The organism is Streptomyces flaveus, from assembly GCF_014647675.1.
GTDB lineage: Bacteria > Actinomycetota > Actinomycetes > Streptomycetales > Streptomycetaceae > Streptomyces > Streptomyces flaveus.
In genome coordinates this window covers 265687-284536 of sequence record NZ_BMPQ01000008.1, presented here as the reverse complement: position 1 = coordinate 284536, position 18850 = coordinate 265687, and the positions used below count along the sequence as shown (strand labels likewise).

The following is an 18850-nucleotide window of genomic DNA, read 5'->3' as shown; positions in this document are numbered from 1 at the left end:
GCTGTGCCTCTCCAAAGACGATGGGTGGATACCTGGGAGCGTAACATCGAATCGATGTTTACATCGATTCGATGTAGGCGTGCGAAGATGGACCCATGCTCGAACTCGCGATACTCGGTTTCCTGGCCGAGGGACCCTTGCCCGGACACGAGCTGCGCCGCCGCGTCTCACAGCTGACCGGCTACACGCGGCCGGTCAGTGACGGCAGCCTGTATCCGGCGATCAATCGTCTGACCAAGGCGGGCCTCATCGAGCGGCGCGCCGACCCGGCCGCGGGGGCGGCCCGGTACGTGCTCAGCCTGACCCCGGCCGGACGGGCCGAAATGCTTCAGCGCCTGCGCAAGCCCGCCGACCACGAGATCACCGACTTCACCCGGTTCTACATCGTCCTGGCATTCCTCTCCCACCTGCCCGACGTGGCCGAACAGCACGCGGTGCTGCGCAGACGGCTGGAGTTCCTGGAAGAACCCGCGAGCTTCTTCTACGACAACGACCGGCCCCTGCGCGCCGAGGAGATCGCCGACCCCTACCGGCGCGGCATGCTGCTCACTGCCCGCGCCACCAGCCGCGCCGAACGGACCTGGCTGCGCGAGACCCTCGGCGAGAAACCGCCCGCATTCGACACCACGGTCACTGACAACGATCCGCATGCGCCCGCCGCCCCCGCGAGCTGACCGCCCACGGAGGTATCTCCATGCTTGCTTCCTGGTACGACGACCAGGGACCCGCCGCCGATGTCCTGCACGTCGGCGAACTCCCTGATCCCGTCCCCGGCCCCCGCGAGGTCCGCGTCCGCGTCACCGTCTCGGGCGTCAACCCTGGCGACACCAAGAAGCGGCGCGGCTGGCTCGGCTCGTCCATGCCCTTCCCGCGGGTGATCCCGCACAGCGACGGCGCCGGAGTCATCGACGCCGTGGGCGCCGGAGTCGACGCTCGCCGCGTCGGGCAACGAGTCTGGGTGTACGGGGCCCAGTCCTACCGCCCCTTTGGCACGGCCGCCCAGTACACCGTCGTCCCTGCGGATCTGGCCGTCCCGCTGCCCGACCACCTCAGCGACGAGCTGGGCGCGAGCCTCGGCATCCCCGGTATCACCGCCCACCGCACCGTCTTCGCCGACGGCCCGGTCGACGGCCAACTGGTCCTGGTCCACGGCGTTCTCGGCGGCGTCGGCTCCCTGGCCGCCCAGCTCGCCCACTGGGCCGGCGCCACCGTGATCGCCACCGTCCGCCGAACCGCGGACCTCGACCGCGTCGACCCGGCCGTCGTCTCCCGCGCCGTCGCCCTGGACACCGGTGACCCCGTCGCGGCCATCCGCTCGTACGCGCCGCGGGGCGTCGACCGCATCGTCGAGGTCGCGCTGTCCGAGAACGCCGACCTCGACAACGCCGTCGCCGCCAACGAGGCCGTCATCGCCGCCTACGCCACCCGCGCGGACCGCACCGAGATCCCCTTCTGGCCCCTGCTGTTCAACAACGTCACCCTGCGGCTGCTCGGCAGCGACGACTTCCCTGCCGAGGCCAAGCGTCAGGCCGCCCGCGATCTCACCTCCGCAGCCGCCGTCGGCGCCCTCACCGTCGACGTCCGCGACCGCTACCCGCTGGACGACATCGCCAAGGCCCACGACCACGTCGACGCCGGCGGTGGCCACGGCCGCATCCTGGTCACCATCCCCCAATAGCGCGCAGTGGCGTAGCGCACTATTGCAAGCAGGCGCTTGCAATAGTTAGCGCGGCTGGGGCAGAGTGGAGGCATGGCAACGCTCAACGTCGGCAATCTTGGTGAGTATCTGCGGGAGCAGCGGCGCAATGCGCAGCTGAGTCTGCGGCAGCTCGCCGAGGCCGCCGGGGTGTCCAATCCGTATCTGAGTCAGATCGAGCGCGGGCTGCGCAAGCCGAGCGCGGAGGTGTTGCAGCAGGTCGCCAAGGCCCTGCGGATCTCCGCCGAGACGTTGTATGTGCGGGCCGGGATCCTCGACGCCGAGCGGGACCGGGACGAGGTGGAGACGCGAGCCGTCATCATCGCCGACCCGACGCTCAGCGAGCGGCAGAAGCAGGTGCTGCTCCAGATCTACGAGTCCTTCCGCAAGGAGAACGGCTTCGAGATCAAGGATGTCGAGGAATTCCAGGACGTTCAGGATGATCTGGATGCTCAGGGCGTAACGGAAGGTCGGGTCACCGCCGTTGACAGGGCCCGCGCGGCCGACGGCAGCGAGGCCGTGCAGCGCGACCCGTACGACGAGGACAGCCGGCACGAGAACACGAAGAACGACCGCAAGACCGACAAGAGTGACGAGAACGATCGCGGTGAACCGCACGGTCGGCAGTCCGCGAGCTGACCCGGGGCGACGGAGCCCCACCGCGGAGCAGCGGTCGTACGCCGTAGCACAAACCCTCACATAAAACCCTCACTTAGCGATTCCGGAAGGACCATCGCCATGGCGATCACCGAAGACCTGCGCAAGACCTTCAGCAACCCGACCCCGCTCTACTTCGCCGCCGGCACCGCTGACCTTGCCATCCAGCAGGCCAAGAAGGTGCCCACGATCGTGGAGCAGATCCGTACCGAGGCCCCGTCCCGTATCGAGGCCGTCAAGCAGATCGACCCGAACGCCGTCCAGGAGAAGGCCACCACCCGCGCCAAGGAGGCGCAGGAGACCCTTCAGAGCAAGGTCACGGAGTTCATCAGCACGCTCGACACCGACCTGAAGAAGATCGGTGAGACCGCTCAGGACTTCGCCCTGCGCGGTGTCGGCGTGGCCGCCGAGTACGCCGTGAAGGCGCGGGAGACCTACGAGAAGGTCGCCGAGCACGGTGAGCAGACCGTGAAGACCTGGCGCGGCGAGGCTGCCGAGGAGATCGAGGAGCTGGCGGTCGCCGTCGAGCCGAACCCGGAGCCGGCCGAGGTAGCCGAGGCCAAGGGCGAGAAGCCGGCCGAGGCCAAGTCCGAGCCCGCCGCGGCGAAGAAGCCGGCCCCGGCCAAGAAGGCCCCGGCCGCTCGCAAGACCACGGCCAAGAAGACGACGCCGCCCAGCAAGTAAGCGGCGTACGGGGCGTTGACAGAGATTCACCCATGCAAGAACCGTCGGGGACTCCGGGCACTATCGGAGTCCCCGACCCGTTCTCCGGGTACGGTGACGGCGTAGAGACGACTCGACTCGGGTGGTGGGCACAGTGTTGATGACGGCATTCGGCGGCTTCATGTCGCTGCTCTTCCTCGGCATGCTGGTGCTCGCCGTGGTGGCGCTGGTGATGGCGGCGATGGCCCGCGACGACGCGTACCGCGCTGCGGACAAGCAGAACAAGATGTTCTGGATGATCATGCTCGGCGTCACGGTGGCCGTGAACCTGCTGGTGCCGATCCTGTTCCTGCAGATCGCCGGGCTCATCGCCACGATCGTCTTCTTCGTGGACGTACGCCCCGCGATCAAGCAGGTCTCGGGTGGCGGCGGCCGTCGCGGGGGCAGCAGCAGCGACGGTCCGTACGGGCCTTATAACGGCGGACGCTGACAGCCGCGAGGCCGCGTAAGCCCGTAGCGAGAGGTCGTACGTCCGCAGAGTACGGAGGCCGGAGGCGTACACCCTTGTGGCGTGCGGCCCGGCACGGTCCTTACGGTCCCCGGTCGAGCAGCAGTACCGCCACGTCGTCCGTCAGCTCCCCGCCGTTGAGGTCCCGGACCTCGTTCACGGCCGCCCTCAGGAGTTCCTCGCCGCTCAGGCCCTGTGCCAGCTGGCGGCGGACCATGTCGACCATCCGCTCCTGGCCCAGCCGCTCCTTGCCCGCGCCGATCCGGCCTTCTATCAGGCCGTCCGTGTAGAGCATCAGGCTCCACGCGCCGCCCAGCTCCACCTGTCGGCGCGGCCAGCGGGCGTTCGGCAGCAGGCCGAGGGCCGGGCCGCCGCTCTCGTACGGGAGCAGTTCGGCGACGTGGCCGGAGCGGGCGATCAGCGGGGTGGGGTGTCCGGCCAGGCACAGGCCGGCGCGGCGGCCGTCCGGTGCGATGTCCACCGTGCAGAGCGTCGCGAAGATCTCGTCGCTGTCCCGCTCGTGCTCCAGGACCTGCTGGAGAGTGCCGAGCAGTTCGTCGCCGCACAGGCCGGCCAGCGTGAGCGCGCGCCAGGCGATGCGCAGCTCCACGCCGAGCGCCGCCTCGTCGGGGCCGTGCCCGCAGACGTCGCCGATCATGGCGTGCACGGTGCCGTCCGGGGTGCGCACGGTGTCGTAGAAGTCGCCGCCGAGCAGTGCGCGCGAGCGGCCGGGCCGGTAGCGCGCGGCGAACCGCAGTGAGGAGCCCTCCAGGAGGGGTGTGGGCAGCAGACCGCGCTCCAGGCGGCGGTTCTCCTGGGCGCGAACCCGGCCCTCGGCGAGCTGCCGCTCGGTGGTGTCCGACCGTTTTCGCTCCACCGCGTACCGGATCGCGCGGCTGAGCAGCCGGCCGTCCAGCTCGTCGCGGAAGAGGTAGTCCTGGGCGCCGACGCGTACCGCTTCCGCGCCGCGCTCGGCGTCCTCGGACGCGGTGAGTGCGAGGACGGCGTGCCGGGGCGCGAGCCGCAGTACGCGCTTGAGCGTGGCCAGCTCGTCGTCGCCCTCGACGGCCCGGCCGGGCGCCGGCAGCGCGAGGTCGAGCAGGATGCACTGGACGTCGTCGGTGAGCAGCCGCCCGGCCTCGGTGAGGTTGCGGGCGGTACGGACCCGGATCGGCTTGCCGGCCGAGTCGAGCAGTTCGGGCACGCTCAGCGAACCGGCCGGGTCGTCCTCGATGACGAGCAGCGTCAACGGGGCGCTGCCGGCCAAGGCGCCGGTGTCACGCGTGGCCGAGGGTGGTGTCTGGGCGGCCGGGGCGCCCGGTGCGGACGCGGTGTCGGCCATGGCGCCGACTTTGGAGGCGGCGCGAGCCTGACCACCTTCCACGGCCGGGATCGCTCTCTGCCGCGGTACGGGTACGGGCATCGTCTTGGTTCCTTCCCTCCCCCCGAGGGCACGGTGGGACAAGGTCTAGCCCACCGACGGGGACCATAGCGTCAGCTGCCGCCACATAGGAATGGCGTAAAGCGATCGGTACGCAAAACAGCCCCTGTCATATGCCGCATCCTGTAACGGATTTGGACATCGGTTGGCTCTCCAGGTAATGACGAACGTCACGTTGCCGGGGTTGTTGGAGGCCTCGGAACGTGTTGCACGTCACGTGGAGTGCGTCACGCATCAGGGGTTACGGGAGAGGGCGCGGCAGGGACCGCTGTCCGCACCCTCACGCCCACGTCCCTCACGTCCACGTCCCTCATGCAGCCGGACGCACGACCCCCAGGATCGGCATGGACCCCGCACCCGCCATCGTCACGGTCCGCCCCGGCCGAGGGGCGTGGATGATCGCGCCGTCACCTATGTACATCGCCACATGGCTGGCGTCGGGGTTGTAGATGATGAGGTCGCCCGGGCGCATGTCCTTGATGTCGACGCGGTCGAGCTGCTTCCACTGCTCCTGCGAGGTGCGCGGGATGGCCTGGCCTGCCGACGCCCACGCCTGCGAGGTCAGTCCGGAGCAGTCGTACGTTTTCGGGCCCTCGGCGCCCCATTCGTATGGTTTGCCCATCTGCTCCGTCGCGTACTGGACGGCCTTCTTGCCCGCCGCCGTCGCCTCGCCCTTGGCCTTCTCGATCACACCGGTGTCCAGCCAGGCCGTCTGTGCCTTGGCCGCGGCCTCCCGCTCCAGCTCGGCCAGCCGCTCCTTCTCGTCCTCCTCCAGCTCCGACTCGAGCTTCTCGGCGGCGGCGATCTGCTTCGTGACCTTCTTCTTGGCCTCGGCCTTGGCCTTGCGGTTGCCCTCCAGCTTCTGCCACTGGGCCGAGGCGTCCTTCGTGTACTGCTTCAAGTCCCGCTGCGTACGCGCCATTTCGGCGAGCATGCCCTTGGTCGCCTGCTCGCCCTGGCGCATCCGGCCCGCTCCGTCCAGGTACTCCTGCGGGTCGCCGCTGAGCATCAGCTGCGCCTCGGGCGGCAGTCCGCCGCTGCGGTACTGGGCGCGGGCCGCGGCGCCCGCCCGGTCCTTCAGCCTGTCCAGCTTCTCCTGGCCCTCGACGACCGCGCGGGCCAGCTCGACGAGCTGGGCGGACTGCTTCTCGGTCTTCTCCTCCGCCGCGTTGTACGCGTCCGTGGCGACCGCCGCGTCGTGGTAGAGCTTGTCCAGCTTCTTGCGGATCGCCTCAAGGTCCTTGGTACTCGCGGGATTTGAGGACGGCGTCGGTGTCGGGCTCGGTGCCGGATTCGCGTACGCCACCCCGGGTGCGGCCATGATGGCCGCCGCGCAGGCCAGGGCCATGGTCACCGTGGTCAGGCTCCGCTTGCCCGTTCCCATACTCCGCTCCCCAAGCTGATTTACCGTCAGTAACTTACGGATGCCTCGGGGATGGTGCCATGGCGTCCCGCAATCCGACAGAGGCACGCGAGAACTCCCCTGACTCCCCTCGGGTCACCGCCCACTCGGCAACTCCCCTCGGGTCCCTGCCCACTCGACGATGATCTCCCCGCCCATGTGACGAACGACTCGCGGAGATCGTTCCCGCCGTTCCCGCCGTATCAGCGCACGCCGATCACGGGCGCGGGGTCACCGGTGCGGGGCCACTGGTACGGGATCGCGGGGATTGCGCGGGATGACAGCTGGGACCACCGGACTGCCGGACTACCCGCGAGGCGCCAACGCCCCCCATCGCACGGTCACTTCGCCCTGCCGCCAGCGCGTCACGCCGTCCGTCACCGGCCAGTCGGCCGTCAGATCGCGTACGGCCCGTATCCAGCGCTGCCGGACGCCGTACGAGGCGTAGGGCGCCGCTGCCGCCCAGGCGCGGTCGAAGTCGCGCAGGAAGGCGTGCACCGGTTCACCCGGGACGTTGCGGTGGATGAGCGCCTTGGGGAGGCGTTCGGCGAGGTCGGAGGGGCGGTCCAGGGAGCCGAGGCGGGTGGCGAACGTGACGGTGCGCGGGCCCTCGGGGCCGAGTGCGACCCAGACGTGCCGTCGGCCGATCTCGTCGCAGGTGCCCTCGACGAGGAGCCCACCGCGCGAGTCGGCGCACGCCGGTGCGAGGCGGGCGCACAGCCGTGCCCAGACCTCGGCGACCTCCGCCTCCTCGTACTGACGCAGCACGTTCGCCGCGCGGATCAGCAAGGGCCGCTCCGGGAGCGGGATCTCGAAGCCGCCGTGCCGGAAGGCGAGCCCCTCCCGCTCGTACGGCCGCGCCGCCGCGACCCGGGCCGGATCGATCTCGACGCCGACCACGCGCGTGCGTGGCGCGACGGTGCGAAGCCGCTGGAGGAGCTCCACCGCGGTCCACGGTGCGGCTCCGTAACCGAGGTCGACCGCCACCGCGTCGTCGGCCCGGCGCAGTTCGGCGCCGTGGACCGCGGTGATCCAGCGGTCCATGCGCCGCAGCCGGTTGGGGTTGGTGGTTCCGCGCGTCACCGTGCCCATGGGGCGGCTGGCTGCGCGGGATGTCATGCGTACGAGGGTAGGGGGGCGGCTCTGACAGCAGGCCCTGGGTGTGTCCGCCACCACGTCTACGCATGGCAGCCTCGAACGGTTGAGCGAGATTCGGCAATGATTCGGTAAAGAGGAAATGGAGCAGGGCGCTCCGGCGTTCCTGCTTTGGAGGGCACTCCAAGCCCTCCGGTCCGGCATGCCCGCAGCAAGGAGGAACGCCACGTGAGCCAGTACGTGAGCAGGCTCGGGCGTCGCTCACCGGCGGCACCCCCAAGGCTCAGGCTGCACCGCAGGCCACGCCGCGTCGCGATGCTCTCCGTGCACACCTCGCCACTGCACCAGCCCGGCACGGGCGACGCCGGCGGCATGAACGTCTACATCGTGGAGCTGGCCCAGCGACTCGCCGCGATCAACATCGAGGTCGAGATCTTCACGCGCGCGACAACCGGGGGCCTGCCGCCCAAGGTGGAACTCGCGCCCGGCGTCCTCGTACGCCACATCGACGCCGGTCCCTACGAAGGTCTCGCCAAGGAGGACCTGCCCGCCCAGCTGTGCGCCTTCACGCACGGCGTGATGCAGGCCTGGGCCGGTCACCGACCCGGCTACTACGACCTGGTGCACTCGCACTACTGGCTCTCCGGCCACGTCGGCTGGCTGGCCGCCGAACGCTGGGGCGCCCCCCTGGTGCACGCGATGCACACCATGGCGAAGGTCAAGAACGCCGCCCTGGCCGAGGGCGACGCCCCCGAGCCCGCAGCCCGCGTCATCGGCGAGACCCAGATCGTCTGCGCCGCCGACCGCCTCATCGCCAACACCTCCGAAGAGGCCGACGAGCTCGTACGCCATTACGACGCCGACCCCGGCAAGGTCGCGGTCGTCCACCCCGGTGTGAACCTCGACCGCTTCCGCCCCGCCGACGGCCGCGCCGCCGCCCGCGCCCGCCTCGGCCTCCCGCAGGACGCCCTGATCCCCCTCTTCGCGGGCCGCATCCAGCCCCTGAAGGCCCCCGACGTACTGCTGCGCGCGGTAGCCGTCCTCCTGGAGGAGCGCCCCGAACTCCGCTCGAAAATCCTCGTCCCCGTAGTGGGCGGTCCGAGCGGCAGCGGCCTCGCCAAGCCGGAGGGCCTGCAGAAGCTCGCCGCCCGCCTGGGCATCGCCGACGTCGTCTGTTTCCGCCCGCCCGTCGACCAGGACCAGCTCGCGGACTGGTTCCGGGCCGCCTCCGTCCTCGTGATGCCCTCCTACAGTGAGTCGTTCGGGCTCGTCGCCATAGAGGCGCAGGCGAGTGGCACTCCGGTGCTCGCGGCGGCGGTGGGCGGACTCCCCGTCGCCGTACGCGACAAGGAGACCGGCATTTTGGTCCCCGGCCACGATCCCGTCGACTACGCGCGCGTGCTGCGCGATTTCGCCGACAACCCCGCGCTCCTGGAGCGGATGGGCGAGGCCGCCGCCTGGCACGCCAAGTCCTTCGGCTGGAACACCGCGGCCTCGGCCACCGCGGACGTCTACACGGCGGCGGTCCACGACCACCGCCGTCGCGTACGCTCCCACCATGGCTGACGTACGGCAGGCCACTCAGGCCGCACAGGTCGTCGAGGGCTTCCTCAAGGACGCCGAACTCGAGTGGGAGAGCCCCGAACCCGGCACCTACGTAGTGAAGCTCCCCGGCACTCGCAAGCTCTCCACGACCGTCTCACTGATCGTCGGCAGACACTCCCTCTCGCTCAACGCCTTCGTGATCCGGCACCCCGACGAGAACGAGACCGGCGTCCACCGCTGGCTCCTGGAGCGCAACCTCAAGCTCTACGGCGTCAGTTACGCCGTCGACCCGCTCGGCGACGTCTATGTGACCGGCAAAATCCCGCCGGCCGCCGTCACACCCGACGAGATCGACCGGCTGCTCGGCTCGGTCCTGGAGGCCGCCGACGGCGGTTTCAACACCCTCCTGGAGCTCGGTTTCGCGTCCGCGATCCGCAAGGAGTACGCCTGGCGGGTGTCGCGCGGCGAATCGACGCGCAACCTGGACGCGTTCGCGCATCTCACGAAGCCGCGCGGCGACTGACGCCCGGTTCACTGGTCCACATCAGGCAGTACGGGCGTACCGGCCCGGAGTCACACCCACCAACCGCTTGAAGTGACGCGTCAGATGGGACTGGTCGTAGAAGCCGGTCGCAGTGGCCACCTCACTCGGCGGACGACCGTCGAGAAGCAGGCGGCGGGCGCGGTCGACCCGGCGGGAGTTCACGTACTGGTGCGGGGCGATACCGAAGGCCGCGCTGAACGCCCGTACCAGATGGGCCGGATGGGCATGCACCAGTCGCGCGGCCTCGTCCAGCGCGATGCCCGGGACGAGCCGGGCGTCGAGAAGTTCGCGCAGGGTGTGCGCGACGCCGCGGTCCGGCGACGGCCGTTCCCCGGTCGGGCCGGTCAGCCGGGGCCGCAGATGCCCGCGCAGCCGCTCGCCGATGAGCGCGAGCCGGCTCGCGGCCTCCAGCTCGTCACCGGGATGCCGCAGGGCCGAGTGCAGTTGTCCGACTCGGGTGCGCAGTACGGGATCCGCCAGGTCCGGGCCGTCCACCGCCGGGCCGATGAAGCTCTCGTCGAGCTGCGTCGCGTCCAGGTAGATGACGCGTTTGCGGAAGCCGTGCGGGGTCGCGGGGGAGCCGTTGTGCGGCACATGCGGCGGGAGCAGGGTGACCGTGTCGTGCGGGGTGCCGTGCTCGTGCCGGTCGAGGTCGTAGCGTACGGCGCCGTCGTCGACGATCAGGAGGGTCCACGCGTCGTGTACGTGCATGGGGTACGCGTACTCGGTGAAGTGGGCGTGGAAGACCTCCACGACACCCGGGACATGCGGGCGCCAGGCGGACACTTCCTGCCGGTGCACCATGCAAGAAACGTACAAGACCGTGGCGTACGACAGCCGTCAGTCTCGTCCCATGGACAACGAACCCATCCGCTTTGAGACCAAGATCGCCGTACTGCTGAGGGACGACCTGGAGTCCTGGCAGCGCCTGAACGTGACCGCCTTCCTGGTCAGCGGCCTGGGAACAGAGCTGCCCGAGGTGATCGGGGAGCCGTACGAGGACGCCGACGGAACCCCGTACCTCCCGATGATCCGCCAGCCTGTGATGATCTTCGAGGCCTCCAAGGAGACCCTGACCGCGGCTCACAGCCGCGCCCTCACCCGTGCCCTGCCTCGCTCGGTCTTCACGTCCGACCTGTTCACCACGGGCAACGACCGGGACAACCGCGCGGCCGTACGGGCCGTCGCCGCGGGGGAGTTGGACCTGGTGGGGCTCGCGGTGTACGGGCCGCGCAACGGGGTGGACAAGGTGGTGAAGGGGGCGCGGATGCATCCCTGAGGTCCTGGCACTGGTCCTCTTGCCCGGCCCCCTCAGCGGGAGGGGCGCCGGACGTCCAGGGTGGCGTCTCTAGGGCTCATCAGGTGTCGGGAGTGCGGCCCGATGGTGAGCGAGCTGCCGCCATTCGCGGGGTGTGGCGCCGTACGTCTGGTGGAAGCGGCGCGAGAAATAGGACGGGTTCGTGAAGCCCCAGGAGCGGGCGACGGCGCCGATCGTGCGGTGGGCGTGCTCGGGCGCGGCCAGGTCTCGGCGCGTGCCTTCCAGACGGCGGCGGACGATCCATTTCTCCAGGCTGAGACCGCCGTCCTCGCACAGCCGGTAGAGGGTCCGTACGGAGATGTTGTGGGCCGCGGCGATGCGCTGAGGTGTGAGGCCGGGATCGGCCAGGTGGGCGCGGATGTAGGCGAGGACGCGGGTGAGGAGGGTGTCCTCCGTGACGGAACGGCGGGTGCGTTCGTCGGCGGCCACCGACGCGATGACGGCGCGGGTGAGGTCCAGGGTGGCGGAGGCGAGGGCCTCGGCGCCGGGATCGGCGCTCAGCCGGTCGGCGTCGTGGTGCAGGCCGCGGATGTGCTGCAGGAGCAACGGTCCGATCCGGCTGTGGTGCAGGAGGGGGATCGCGGCGCGGACCAGTTGTTCGGGCAGGCCGAGGCGGTCGGCGTCGACCATGAACGCGACGGACAGCCCGCTGCCGGACCACTCGTACTCGTATCCGGCCGTCTTGTGGGCCAGCGCCAGGGCGTCGCGGCCGACGCGCTGCTGGTGGCCGTTCCAGGTGAAGGCACCCGTGCCCTGGCTCTGGGTGATGATCGAGACGGTGTCCAGGGAGTCGAACCGGGCGTGCCGCGGAGTACGCCAGATACGCATTCCCGAGCCGTGCGTGGCGAACAGGGTCAACGGGCCGAAAGTCCAGACTTCCAGCTTCTTCCAGATGCCGGCCTCGGGATGTTCGTGCTCGACGGAGCAGCTGCCGCTCTCCCCGACGGCGACGGCGTGAAAGGCGTCGATACGGTCGGCGGCCGGTAACTGCGTAGTGTCCAGGACCAGCATGATCCCCCCCAGGTCGGCCGCAGCGACATCTGCGCTGCCGGGTCGTATCCTCGAATTCTCCACGCTTTCCGCCTAATTGTGGGCGGAACGTGTGGGTCCTCAAATCCGCGGAAGGGCGCCGGGATCACGGTCGCCCGTCCTGGCCGGCTCAGGCGGCTCCCATGCGGCGTGGCAGGCAGTGTCGCGGCAGGCAGGGAACAGAACGCGGCGCGCACGGTAAACACCCGCTCCCGCGGCGCTGGCAGGATCGCCCGAGTCGCAGATCATCCGAAGTTGGGAGCATTGCCATGGGCTTCATCTCCACAAACGACGGCACGGAGATCTTCTACAAGGACTGGGGCGGCGGGCAGCCGGTCGTGTTCAGCCACGGCTGGCCGCTGAACGCCGACACCTGGGACGACCAGCTGAACCTGGTCGCCTCGCACGGCTACCGCGCGATCGCCCATGACCGCCGCGGCCACGGCCGGTCGGCGCAGCCGTGGCACGGCAACGACATGGACACGTACGCCGACGATCTCGCCCAGCTGATCGAGACCCTCGACCTGCACGACGTCGTACTCGTCGGACACTCGACCGGCGGCGGCGAGGTGACCCGCTACATCGGCCGGCACGGCACCGCCCGGGTCGCCAAAGCGGTCCTGCTGGGCGCGGTCCCGCCCCTCATGCTCAAGACGGACGACAATCCCCAGGGGCTGCCGATCGAGGTGTTCGACGGCATCCGCGCGGGTGTGGCAGCCGACCGCTCGCAGTTCTACGCCGAACTCAGCCTGCCCTTCTTCGGTTTCAACCGGCCCGGGGCGGTGGTCTCGCAGGGCCTGCGAGACTCGTTCTGGATGTGGAGCATGCAGGTCGGACTCAAGGGCGCCCTGGACTGCATCCGCGCGTTCTCCGAGACCGACTTCACCGAGGACCTCAAGCGTTTCGACGTGCCCACGCTGATCGCGCACGGCGACGACGACCAGATCGTCCCCATCGCGGCAAGCGCCCTGGAAACGGTCAAGATCGTCAAGGACGCGAGGCTGAAGGTCTATCCGGGCGCTCCGCACGGACTAGTGGGCTCGTACAAGGACGAGTTCAACGCCGACCTGCTCACGTTCCTGTCCTCCTGAACCTCCGTCCTTGTCCTCCTGAAACCCCGTCACCTCGTAGGCGGCTCACCCGTGCCGTCATGACCACGCACGACGGCACCACGACGGCACAGAGAGCACAGATCGGCACGTCACGGCACCCGCGGACAGCTCAGCGCACTCCAACCCTCCTTTCCGAAAGGGTTCTTCATGCGTGTTCCTGCACTGCGCCGACTGCTGACGGCACTGGCAGCCGTCGTTCTCATCGTGGCCGGGGCGGTCTCCGCACAGGCGACGTCCCAGAGACCCACGCAGGCCGAGCGGGCCGGGGCGAAGGGACCGAAGCCGACCGTCGTGCTCGTACACGGCGCGTTCGCCGACGCCTCCGGCTTCGACGACACCATCGCACTGCTGCAGAAGTCCGGCTTTCCGGTTCTCGCCCCGGCCAACCCGCTGCGTGACACCGCGGGCGACGCCGCTTACATCTCCAGCTTCCTCGACACCATTCCCGGCCCGGTGATCCTGGCCGCCCACTCCTACGGCGGCGTCGTCATCACCAATGCCGCGCGCGGCCACGCCAACGTCAAGGCCCTGGTGTATCTGGGGGCGTTCGCGCCCGACGAGGGCGAGAGCGCGCTGCAGCTGGCACAGCAGTTCCCCGGAAGTGAGCTGGGCACCGCTCTCGTCCCACGCCCCTACCCGCTGCCCGGCGGCGAGGGCACCGACGGCTACATCGCACCCGAGAAGTTCCGCGCGGTGTTCGCCGCCGATCTGCCCGCTTCCAGGACCCGTCTGATGGCGGCCACCCAGCGTCCCGGCTCCGTCGAGGGCCTCAGCGGTGGAAGCGGTGCCCCGGCCTGGAAGTCCATCCCGTCCTGGTACCTGATCCCGACCCAGGACAAGGTGATCCCGCCCGCCGCCCAGCGGTTCATGGCCAAGCGCGCCGGCAGCAGGGTGACCGAGATCCGGTCCTCGCACGTGGTCATGATGTCCCACCCGGACGCCACCGCCCGCATCATCAACGCGGCCTACGCCGCGACCCGTTGAAGGAGCGAAGGCTCATGAAACCCGACACCATCGTCCTGGTCCACGGCTTCTGGGTGACCCCGCGCAGCTGGGAGCACTGGATCACCCGCTACCAGTCCCAGGGCTTCCGGGTGCTGGCCCCCGCCTACCCCGGATTCGAGGTGGAGGTGGAGGCCCTCAACGCCGACCCCACCCCGATCGAGGAACTCTCCATCCCCGCGGTCGTCGCGTCCCTGGAGAAGCTGATCGACGGCCTCGACACCAAGCCGATCATCATGGGCCACTCCGCCGGCGGGGCGATCACCCAGATTCTCCTGGACCACGGATACGGCAGCGCAGGCGTGGCCATGAACTCCGTACCCACCGAAGGCGTCGTCACGGTCCCGTTCTCCCAGCTGAAGGCGGCCTTCCCCGTGCTGAAGAACCCCGCCAACCGGCACAAGGCGGTCGGACTCACCTTCGACCAGTGGCGGTACGCCTTCACCAACACCTTCCCCGAGGACGAGGCCCGCGCCCTGTACGAGCGCTACCACGTCCCCGCATCCGGGCACGTCTTCTGGGAGAACGTGCTGGCCAACATCCAGCCCGGCCACGCCGACACGTACGTCGACTACCACAACGACGACCGGGCGCCGCTGCTGTTCATCGCGGGCGAGAACGACCATCTGATGCCACCGAAGGTCCAGCGGTCCAACGCCAAGCACTACAAGTCGAACACCACCGTCACCGAGGTCGTCGAGTACGCCGGCCGATCCCACCTGATGCCCGCCCAGAAGGGCTGGGAGGAGATCGCCGACCATGCCCTGAGCTGGGCCCTCGATCACTCCTGACACACATCGGCCGACTTCGGACGGGCCGCTCGGGCTGGGCGGTCCGTCCGAAGCCGTCGGCGGGACCGGCCCAGACCGCTCAAGCCACAGGAGGCGGAGCCCATATGACGGAGGTCCGGTTCACTCACATCGGCGGCCCCACCGTCCTCATCGAGTTCGCCGGCTGGCGGCTGCTGACCGACCCGACGTTCGATCCACCCGGCCGCACGTACGCGTTCGGCTGGGGCACGTCCTCCCGCAAACTCACCGGCCCGGCCGTGCCTCCCGACGACGTCGGACCGGTCGACGCGATACTGCTCACCCACGACCACCACGCCGACAACCTCGACGACGCCGGACGGGCCATGCTCGCCGGTGCCGGCACCGTGGTGACCACTCGGGCGGGGGCACGCAGGCTGAACGGCGCCGTACGGGGACTGAGGGCCGGACACACCACCCGGCTGGAGGCGCCGGGCCGCCCGCCCATCGACATCACCGCCACTCCCTGCCGGCACGGCCCGCCCTTCAGTCGCCCCGTCGCCGGAGCCGTCGTCGGATTCGCCCTCACCTGGCCCGGACAGCACCACGGACCGCTGTGGATCACCGGCGATACGGTCCTGTACCCCGCGGTCCGCAAGACCGCCGCAGCCCTGCGCCCCGGCACCGTGCTGCTCCACCTGGGCGGTGTCCGCTTCCCCCTCACCGGCCCCGCCCGCTACACCATGACCGCCGCCGACGCCTTGGACCTGTGTGACACCATCCGCCCCCACACCGTCCATCCGGTCCACTACGAAGGCTGGCAGCACTTTCGAGAGGGCCCCGAAGCACTCACCGCGAAGCTGGAGGCCGCTGCCTCCTCCGAGCGCGGAAAGGCGTTCACGTGGCTGCCCCACGGCACCGGGCACTTCACCGTGGTCTGACGGTCCTGCGTCCAGGCGGAGTTCATGCGCTCGACGTGACCTCCGTACGCAGGTCGCTGATCAGGTGAAGGGGCGCGGATGCACGGGGCGGCTCCGGTGGAGAGAAGGGGAGCCGCCCCGAGGATCCCTTATCGGGCGCGCGGCAGGTCGATCTGGGTGTCGCTGTCTGGGGCGTCCCCCTCGTCCGGCAGCGGCAGCCGGGCCCCGCGGCTCTCGGCGACGCGGAGAACGTCCTGGAGGGACTCGGTCAACCTGGCCGAGAGGTATCGGAGTTCGGCGGATCCTGTCTTCGGGGCACCGATCAACTCCTGGGATCGGCCGAGCGCTCGGATGCGATGGGGTGAGCGAGGCCGGCACCCTGCCTACCGGAAATGTGACACCCGCGGAGGTAACTGTCACATTCTCGCGCGACTGCCTGCGCCGGCCGGCAGGTCGTCGATGAGGCCGGCCTTGAGCTGGCGCAGTTGTTGCCGTTCGTCGCGCACAGAGTAGTGCCGTGATCACGTACGCGCCTACCGGACCGGTGAGGTCAGGCCGCCTGCTCGGGCAGGGGCTTCGATGTCCCGGCCTCCGGCCGCCGAGCGGAGGGCTCCTCCTCCGGCAACCGGCGCATCAGCACCCAGTACCCGAGACCCGCCACCGTCCCCACCACCGCACACGTCCCCCACAGCCACTGCGGCCCGAACCCGTCGATGATTCCGCCCGCCATCAGCGGCGCGACGAGGCTGGCCACCGGCCAGGCCGATGCGTAGACGCCCTGATAGCGGCCCCGGCCGTGCAGCGGGGAGAGGCGGACGACGAGGCCGATCTGGGTGGGGGCGATGACGATCTCGGCGAGGGACCAGACACACACGGTGAGCGCGATGACTCCGACGGACCCGGCGAAGGCGGTGAGGCCGAAGCCGTACCCCGTGAGGAGGGACGAGACGACGAGCAGCCGCCCCGCATCCCGGTGTTCGAGGAAGCGGGTGACGGGGATCTGGAGGACGACGATCAGTACGCCGTTGATGGCGATCGCCATGCCGTAGTCGGCGGGTGCGAACCCCGCCTGGCCCATCGCCACCGGCAGCCCCACCATGCCCTGCTGGAAGATCAGCGCGACAAGGAAGAACAGCCCGACCATGGCCATGAACCGGCCGTCGCGCAGAACCGTGCCGAGGCTCACCTCCCCAGCTGCCTTCTCCTTCTCCGTACGTACGGGCCTGGACTCCGGCAGCTTGGCGAAGACGACGATCGCGCAGACGAGCGTCATCCCGGCCTCGATCAGGAACCCGGCGAGATAGCTGTACTCGGCGATGAACCCGGCGGCCATCGACGAGATCGCGAACCCGAGGTTGATCGCCCAGTAGTTCAAGGACAGGGCCCGCACCCGGTCCTCGGGCCGGACGATGTCGGCCACCATCGCCTGCACGGCGGGCCGGGAGGCGCTACTGGTCGCGCCGACCAGGAAGGCGACGGCGGCGATCGCGACCGGGTGGTGCATGAAGCCGAGCAGCGCGACGCTCGCGGCCGTCGACGACTGGGCGACGAGAAGGGTGGGCCGCCGCCCGAGCCGGTCGGTCATCACCCCCGCGCCGATGGAGGAGACGACGCCGCCGAGTCCGTGGAGAGCGACGACGAGACCGGCGTACGAGGCGGAGTAGCCGCGGTCGAGGGTGAGATACAGAGCCATGAAGGTGGCGACGAAGGCCCCGAGCCGGTTGACGAGCGTGCTGAGCCACAGCCACCAGAACGCGCGGGGTAATCCGGAGACGGATTCGCGGACGGCGCGTTTCATGGCGGCGCGTGACATCGGAATCCCCTGGATGTAAGCGGCTTATGCTCCCTACGTACCTTACGAGTGCGCCGCTCTACCCGGCCACCCAATTGGCGAACGCCGTCAACTGTCCGGCTGCCGGGCAGCCACACGACGGCTTCAGGGCGTCTATTACGCTCGGGGCATGGCCGACGCACCGTACAAGCTGATCCTCCTCCGCCACGGCGAGAGCGAATGGAACGCGAAGAACCTGTTCACCGGCTGGGTGGACGTCAACCTCAACGAAAAGGGCGAGAAGGAGGCAGTCCGCGGCGGTGAGCTGCTCAAGGACGCCGGCCTGCTGCCCGACGTCGTGCACACCTCCCTCCAGAAGCGCGCCATCCGCACCGCGCAGCTCGCGCTGGAGTCCGCCGACCGCCTCTGGATCCCGGTCCACCGCAGCTGGCGTCTGAACGAGCGTCACTACGGCGCACTCCAGGGCAAGGACAAGGCGCAGACGCTCGCCGAGTTCGGCGAGGAGCAGTTCATGCTGTGGCGCCGCTCGTACGACACGCCCCCGCCGCCGCTGGACCGCGACGCCGAGTACTCGCAGTTCGACGACCCGCGCTACGCGACCCTCCCGCCGGAGCTGCGCCCTCAGACGGAGTGCCTCAAGGACGTCGTCGTCCGCATGCTCCCGTACTGGTTCGACGGCATCGTCCCCGACCTCCTCACCGGCCGCACGGTCCTGGTGGCGGCCCACGGCAACTCGCTGCGCGCCCTCGTCAAGCACCTCGACGGCATCTCGGACGCGGACATCGCGGGCCTGAACATCCCGACGGGCATCCCGCTGTCGTACGAACTCGACGCCGACTTCAAGCCGGTCAATCCGGGCGGTACGTACCTGGACCCGGATGCGGCTGCGGCGGCGATCGAGGCTGTGAAGAATCAGGGCAAGAAGAAGTAACTTTCCCGCATTGAGCCCTCTGCCTCCGGTTTCTCCGGAGGCAGAGGGCTCTTCGCTGAGCTGGGGCCCGCGCTGGGCCGTTAAGCAGTACTAGCCCTACGACCAGCGCGCCGTCAACCGCACTGGCAAGGACTCCCCGACTGGCAGCCGCACCTGCAGCCCGAACCGCAGCCGCAGGCGGCGACAAGCGGGAGGCTGATGATCTCGGCGGGCTGCTCGGTCTCGCGCTCCCGGGTCGGGTCGGGGGTGGTGGTGGGGGATTCGGCCATGGTCCCTCCTTGAAGGCTGGTGCCTACGCCCATTGCAGGCCCCCACCGTCCGGCGTATCAACGGCGCACCGAGGCTCCCACGCACCGACCAGGAGCACGCACGCCCGTGCAACGGAACTGCACGCCCCCGCAACAGGCCCGTACGCCCTCGCAACCCGCCCGTACGCCCCGCAGCGG

General features: G+C 69.7%; 20 protein-coding genes. 13 read left to right on the top strand and 7 right to left on the bottom strand.

Translation table 11 applies throughout. The features are described 5' to 3' along the window. Window positions 1–95: 95 nt before the first annotated feature. From IEZ21_RS19305 to IEZ21_RS19285, 5 genes are all read left to right on the top strand, one after another. Window positions 96–674: a PadR family transcriptional regulator gene (locus IEZ21_RS19305; protein WP_189323144.1), complete on the top strand. Its 579-nt coding sequence runs from the start codon at window positions 96–98 to the stop codon at window positions 672–674. 20 nt (window positions 675–694) lie between these two features. Next, entirely contained in the window at window positions 695–1678 is a 984-nt protein-coding gene (locus IEZ21_RS19300; RefSeq protein WP_189323143.1) for an NADPH:quinone reductase, read from the top strand. A gap of 72 nt (window positions 1679–1750) precedes the next feature. Continuing rightward, a complete protein-coding gene (locus tag IEZ21_RS19295) occupies window positions 1751–2335 on the top strand; it encodes a helix-turn-helix domain-containing protein (protein WP_189323142.1) in 585 nt (194 codons plus the stop codon). A 99-nt stretch (window positions 2336–2434) separates the two neighbouring features. Then, window positions 2435–3037, top strand: a complete 603-nt coding sequence (locus IEZ21_RS19290) for a hypothetical protein (RefSeq protein WP_189323141.1) — start codon at window positions 2435–2437, stop codon at window positions 3035–3037. A gap of 139 nt (window positions 3038–3176) precedes the next feature. After that, window positions 3177–3506 (top strand): DUF2516 family protein, encoded by a 330-nt coding sequence (locus IEZ21_RS19285; RefSeq protein ID WP_373302245.1) that lies wholly within the window; start codon window positions 3177–3179, stop codon window positions 3504–3506. A 100-nt stretch (window positions 3507–3606) separates the two neighbouring features. Here the strand turns inward: IEZ21_RS19285 and IEZ21_RS19280 are convergent, their stop codons facing one another. The 3 genes from IEZ21_RS19280 to IEZ21_RS19270 form a co-directional block, all read right to left on the bottom strand. Continuing rightward, window positions 3607–4947: a PP2C family protein-serine/threonine phosphatase gene (locus IEZ21_RS19280; RefSeq protein WP_189323140.1), complete on the bottom strand. Its 1341-nt coding sequence runs from the start codon at window positions 4945–4947 to the stop codon at window positions 3607–3609. Window positions 4948–5275: 328 nt separating this feature from the next. Next, window positions 5276–6349 carry a C40 family peptidase gene (locus IEZ21_RS19275; RefSeq protein ID WP_189323139.1) on the bottom strand — a complete coding sequence of 358 codons (1074 nt, stop codon included), beginning with the start codon at window positions 6347–6349 and terminating at the stop codon, window positions 5276–5278. A gap of 324 nt (window positions 6350–6673) precedes the next feature. Further along, window positions 6674–7486 carry a class I SAM-dependent methyltransferase gene (locus tag IEZ21_RS19270; RefSeq protein ID WP_189323138.1) on the bottom strand — a complete coding sequence of 271 codons (813 nt, stop codon included), beginning with the start codon at window positions 7484–7486 and terminating at the stop codon, window positions 6674–6676. A 204-nt stretch (window positions 7487–7690) separates the two neighbouring features. On the opposite strand from IEZ21_RS19270, the gene mshA reads away from it, so the two are divergent. Further along, window positions 7691–9028 (top strand): D-inositol-3-phosphate glycosyltransferase, encoded by a 1338-nt coding sequence (gene mshA, locus IEZ21_RS19265; RefSeq protein ID WP_189323137.1) that lies wholly within the window; start codon window positions 7691–7693, stop codon window positions 9026–9028. Beyond that, window positions 9021–9530: a type III secretion system chaperone family protein gene (locus IEZ21_RS19260; protein ID WP_189323136.1), complete on the top strand. Its 510-nt coding sequence runs from the start codon at window positions 9021–9023 to the stop codon at window positions 9528–9530. Before mshA ends, IEZ21_RS19260 begins: the two co-directional genes overlap by 8 nt. 21 nt (window positions 9531–9551) lie before the next feature. Here IEZ21_RS19260 and IEZ21_RS19255 read toward each other — a convergent pair whose 3' ends face one another. Continuing rightward, window positions 9552–10355, bottom strand: a complete 804-nt coding sequence (locus IEZ21_RS19255) for a helix-turn-helix transcriptional regulator (RefSeq protein ID WP_189323135.1) — start codon at window positions 10353–10355, stop codon at window positions 9552–9554. Here IEZ21_RS19255 and IEZ21_RS19250 point away from each other — a divergent pair. Continuing rightward, on the top strand, window positions 10354–10830 hold the full coding sequence (locus tag IEZ21_RS19250) for a DUF2000 family protein (RefSeq protein WP_189323134.1): 477 nt from the start codon (window positions 10354–10356) through the stop codon (window positions 10828–10830). The genes IEZ21_RS19255 and IEZ21_RS19250 overlap by 2 nt on opposite strands. A gap of 69 nt (window positions 10831–10899) precedes the next feature. On the opposite strand, the gene IEZ21_RS19245 is transcribed toward IEZ21_RS19250, so the two are convergent. Beyond that, window positions 10900–11880: a helix-turn-helix domain-containing protein gene (locus IEZ21_RS19245; protein WP_189323133.1), complete on the bottom strand. Its 981-nt coding sequence runs from the start codon at window positions 11878–11880 to the stop codon at window positions 10900–10902. Between the two features lie 287 nt (window positions 11881–12167). Here IEZ21_RS19245 and IEZ21_RS19240 point away from each other — a divergent pair, with 287 nt between their 5' ends. The 4 genes from IEZ21_RS19240 (at window position 12168) to IEZ21_RS19225 (ending at window position 15702) form a co-directional block, all read left to right on the top strand. Continuing rightward, entirely contained in the window at window positions 12168–12989 is an 822-nt protein-coding gene (locus IEZ21_RS19240; RefSeq protein ID WP_189323132.1) for an alpha/beta fold hydrolase, read from the top strand. Between the two features lie 168 nt (window positions 12990–13157). After that, complete coding sequence (locus IEZ21_RS19235) at window positions 13158–13994, top strand: alpha/beta fold hydrolase (RefSeq protein WP_189323131.1); 837 nt, start codon at window positions 13158–13160, stop codon at window positions 13992–13994. Between the two features lie 14 nt (window positions 13995–14008). Continuing rightward, entirely contained in the window at window positions 14009–14803 is a 795-nt protein-coding gene (locus tag IEZ21_RS19230) for an alpha/beta hydrolase (protein WP_189323130.1), read from the top strand. 104 nt (window positions 14804–14907) lie between these two features. Next, window positions 14908–15702: an MBL fold metallo-hydrolase gene (locus IEZ21_RS19225; protein ID WP_189323129.1), complete on the top strand. Its 795-nt coding sequence runs from the start codon at window positions 14908–14910 to the stop codon at window positions 15700–15702. Between the two features lie 529 nt (window positions 15703–16231). On the opposite strand, the gene IEZ21_RS19215 is transcribed toward IEZ21_RS19225, so the two are convergent. Then, window positions 16232–17494, bottom strand: a complete 1263-nt coding sequence (locus IEZ21_RS19215; RefSeq protein ID WP_189323128.1) for an MDR family MFS transporter — start codon at window positions 17492–17494, stop codon at window positions 16232–16234. A 148-nt stretch (window positions 17495–17642) separates the two neighbouring features. Between IEZ21_RS19215 and IEZ21_RS19210 the strand changes: the two genes are divergently transcribed. Then, window positions 17643–18404, top strand: a complete 762-nt coding sequence (locus tag IEZ21_RS19210) for a phosphoglyceromutase (RefSeq protein WP_165345810.1) — start codon at window positions 17643–17645, stop codon at window positions 18402–18404. A gap of 113 nt (window positions 18405–18517) precedes the next feature. Here the strand turns inward: IEZ21_RS19210 and IEZ21_RS19205 are convergent, their stop codons facing one another. Continuing rightward, the gene (locus IEZ21_RS19205) at window positions 18518–18673 is read right to left on the bottom strand and encodes a hypothetical protein (RefSeq protein ID WP_189323127.1); all 156 of its coding nucleotides are present in this window, start codon (window positions 18671–18673) and stop codon (window positions 18518–18520) included. Window positions 18674–18850 lie beyond the last annotated feature (177 nt).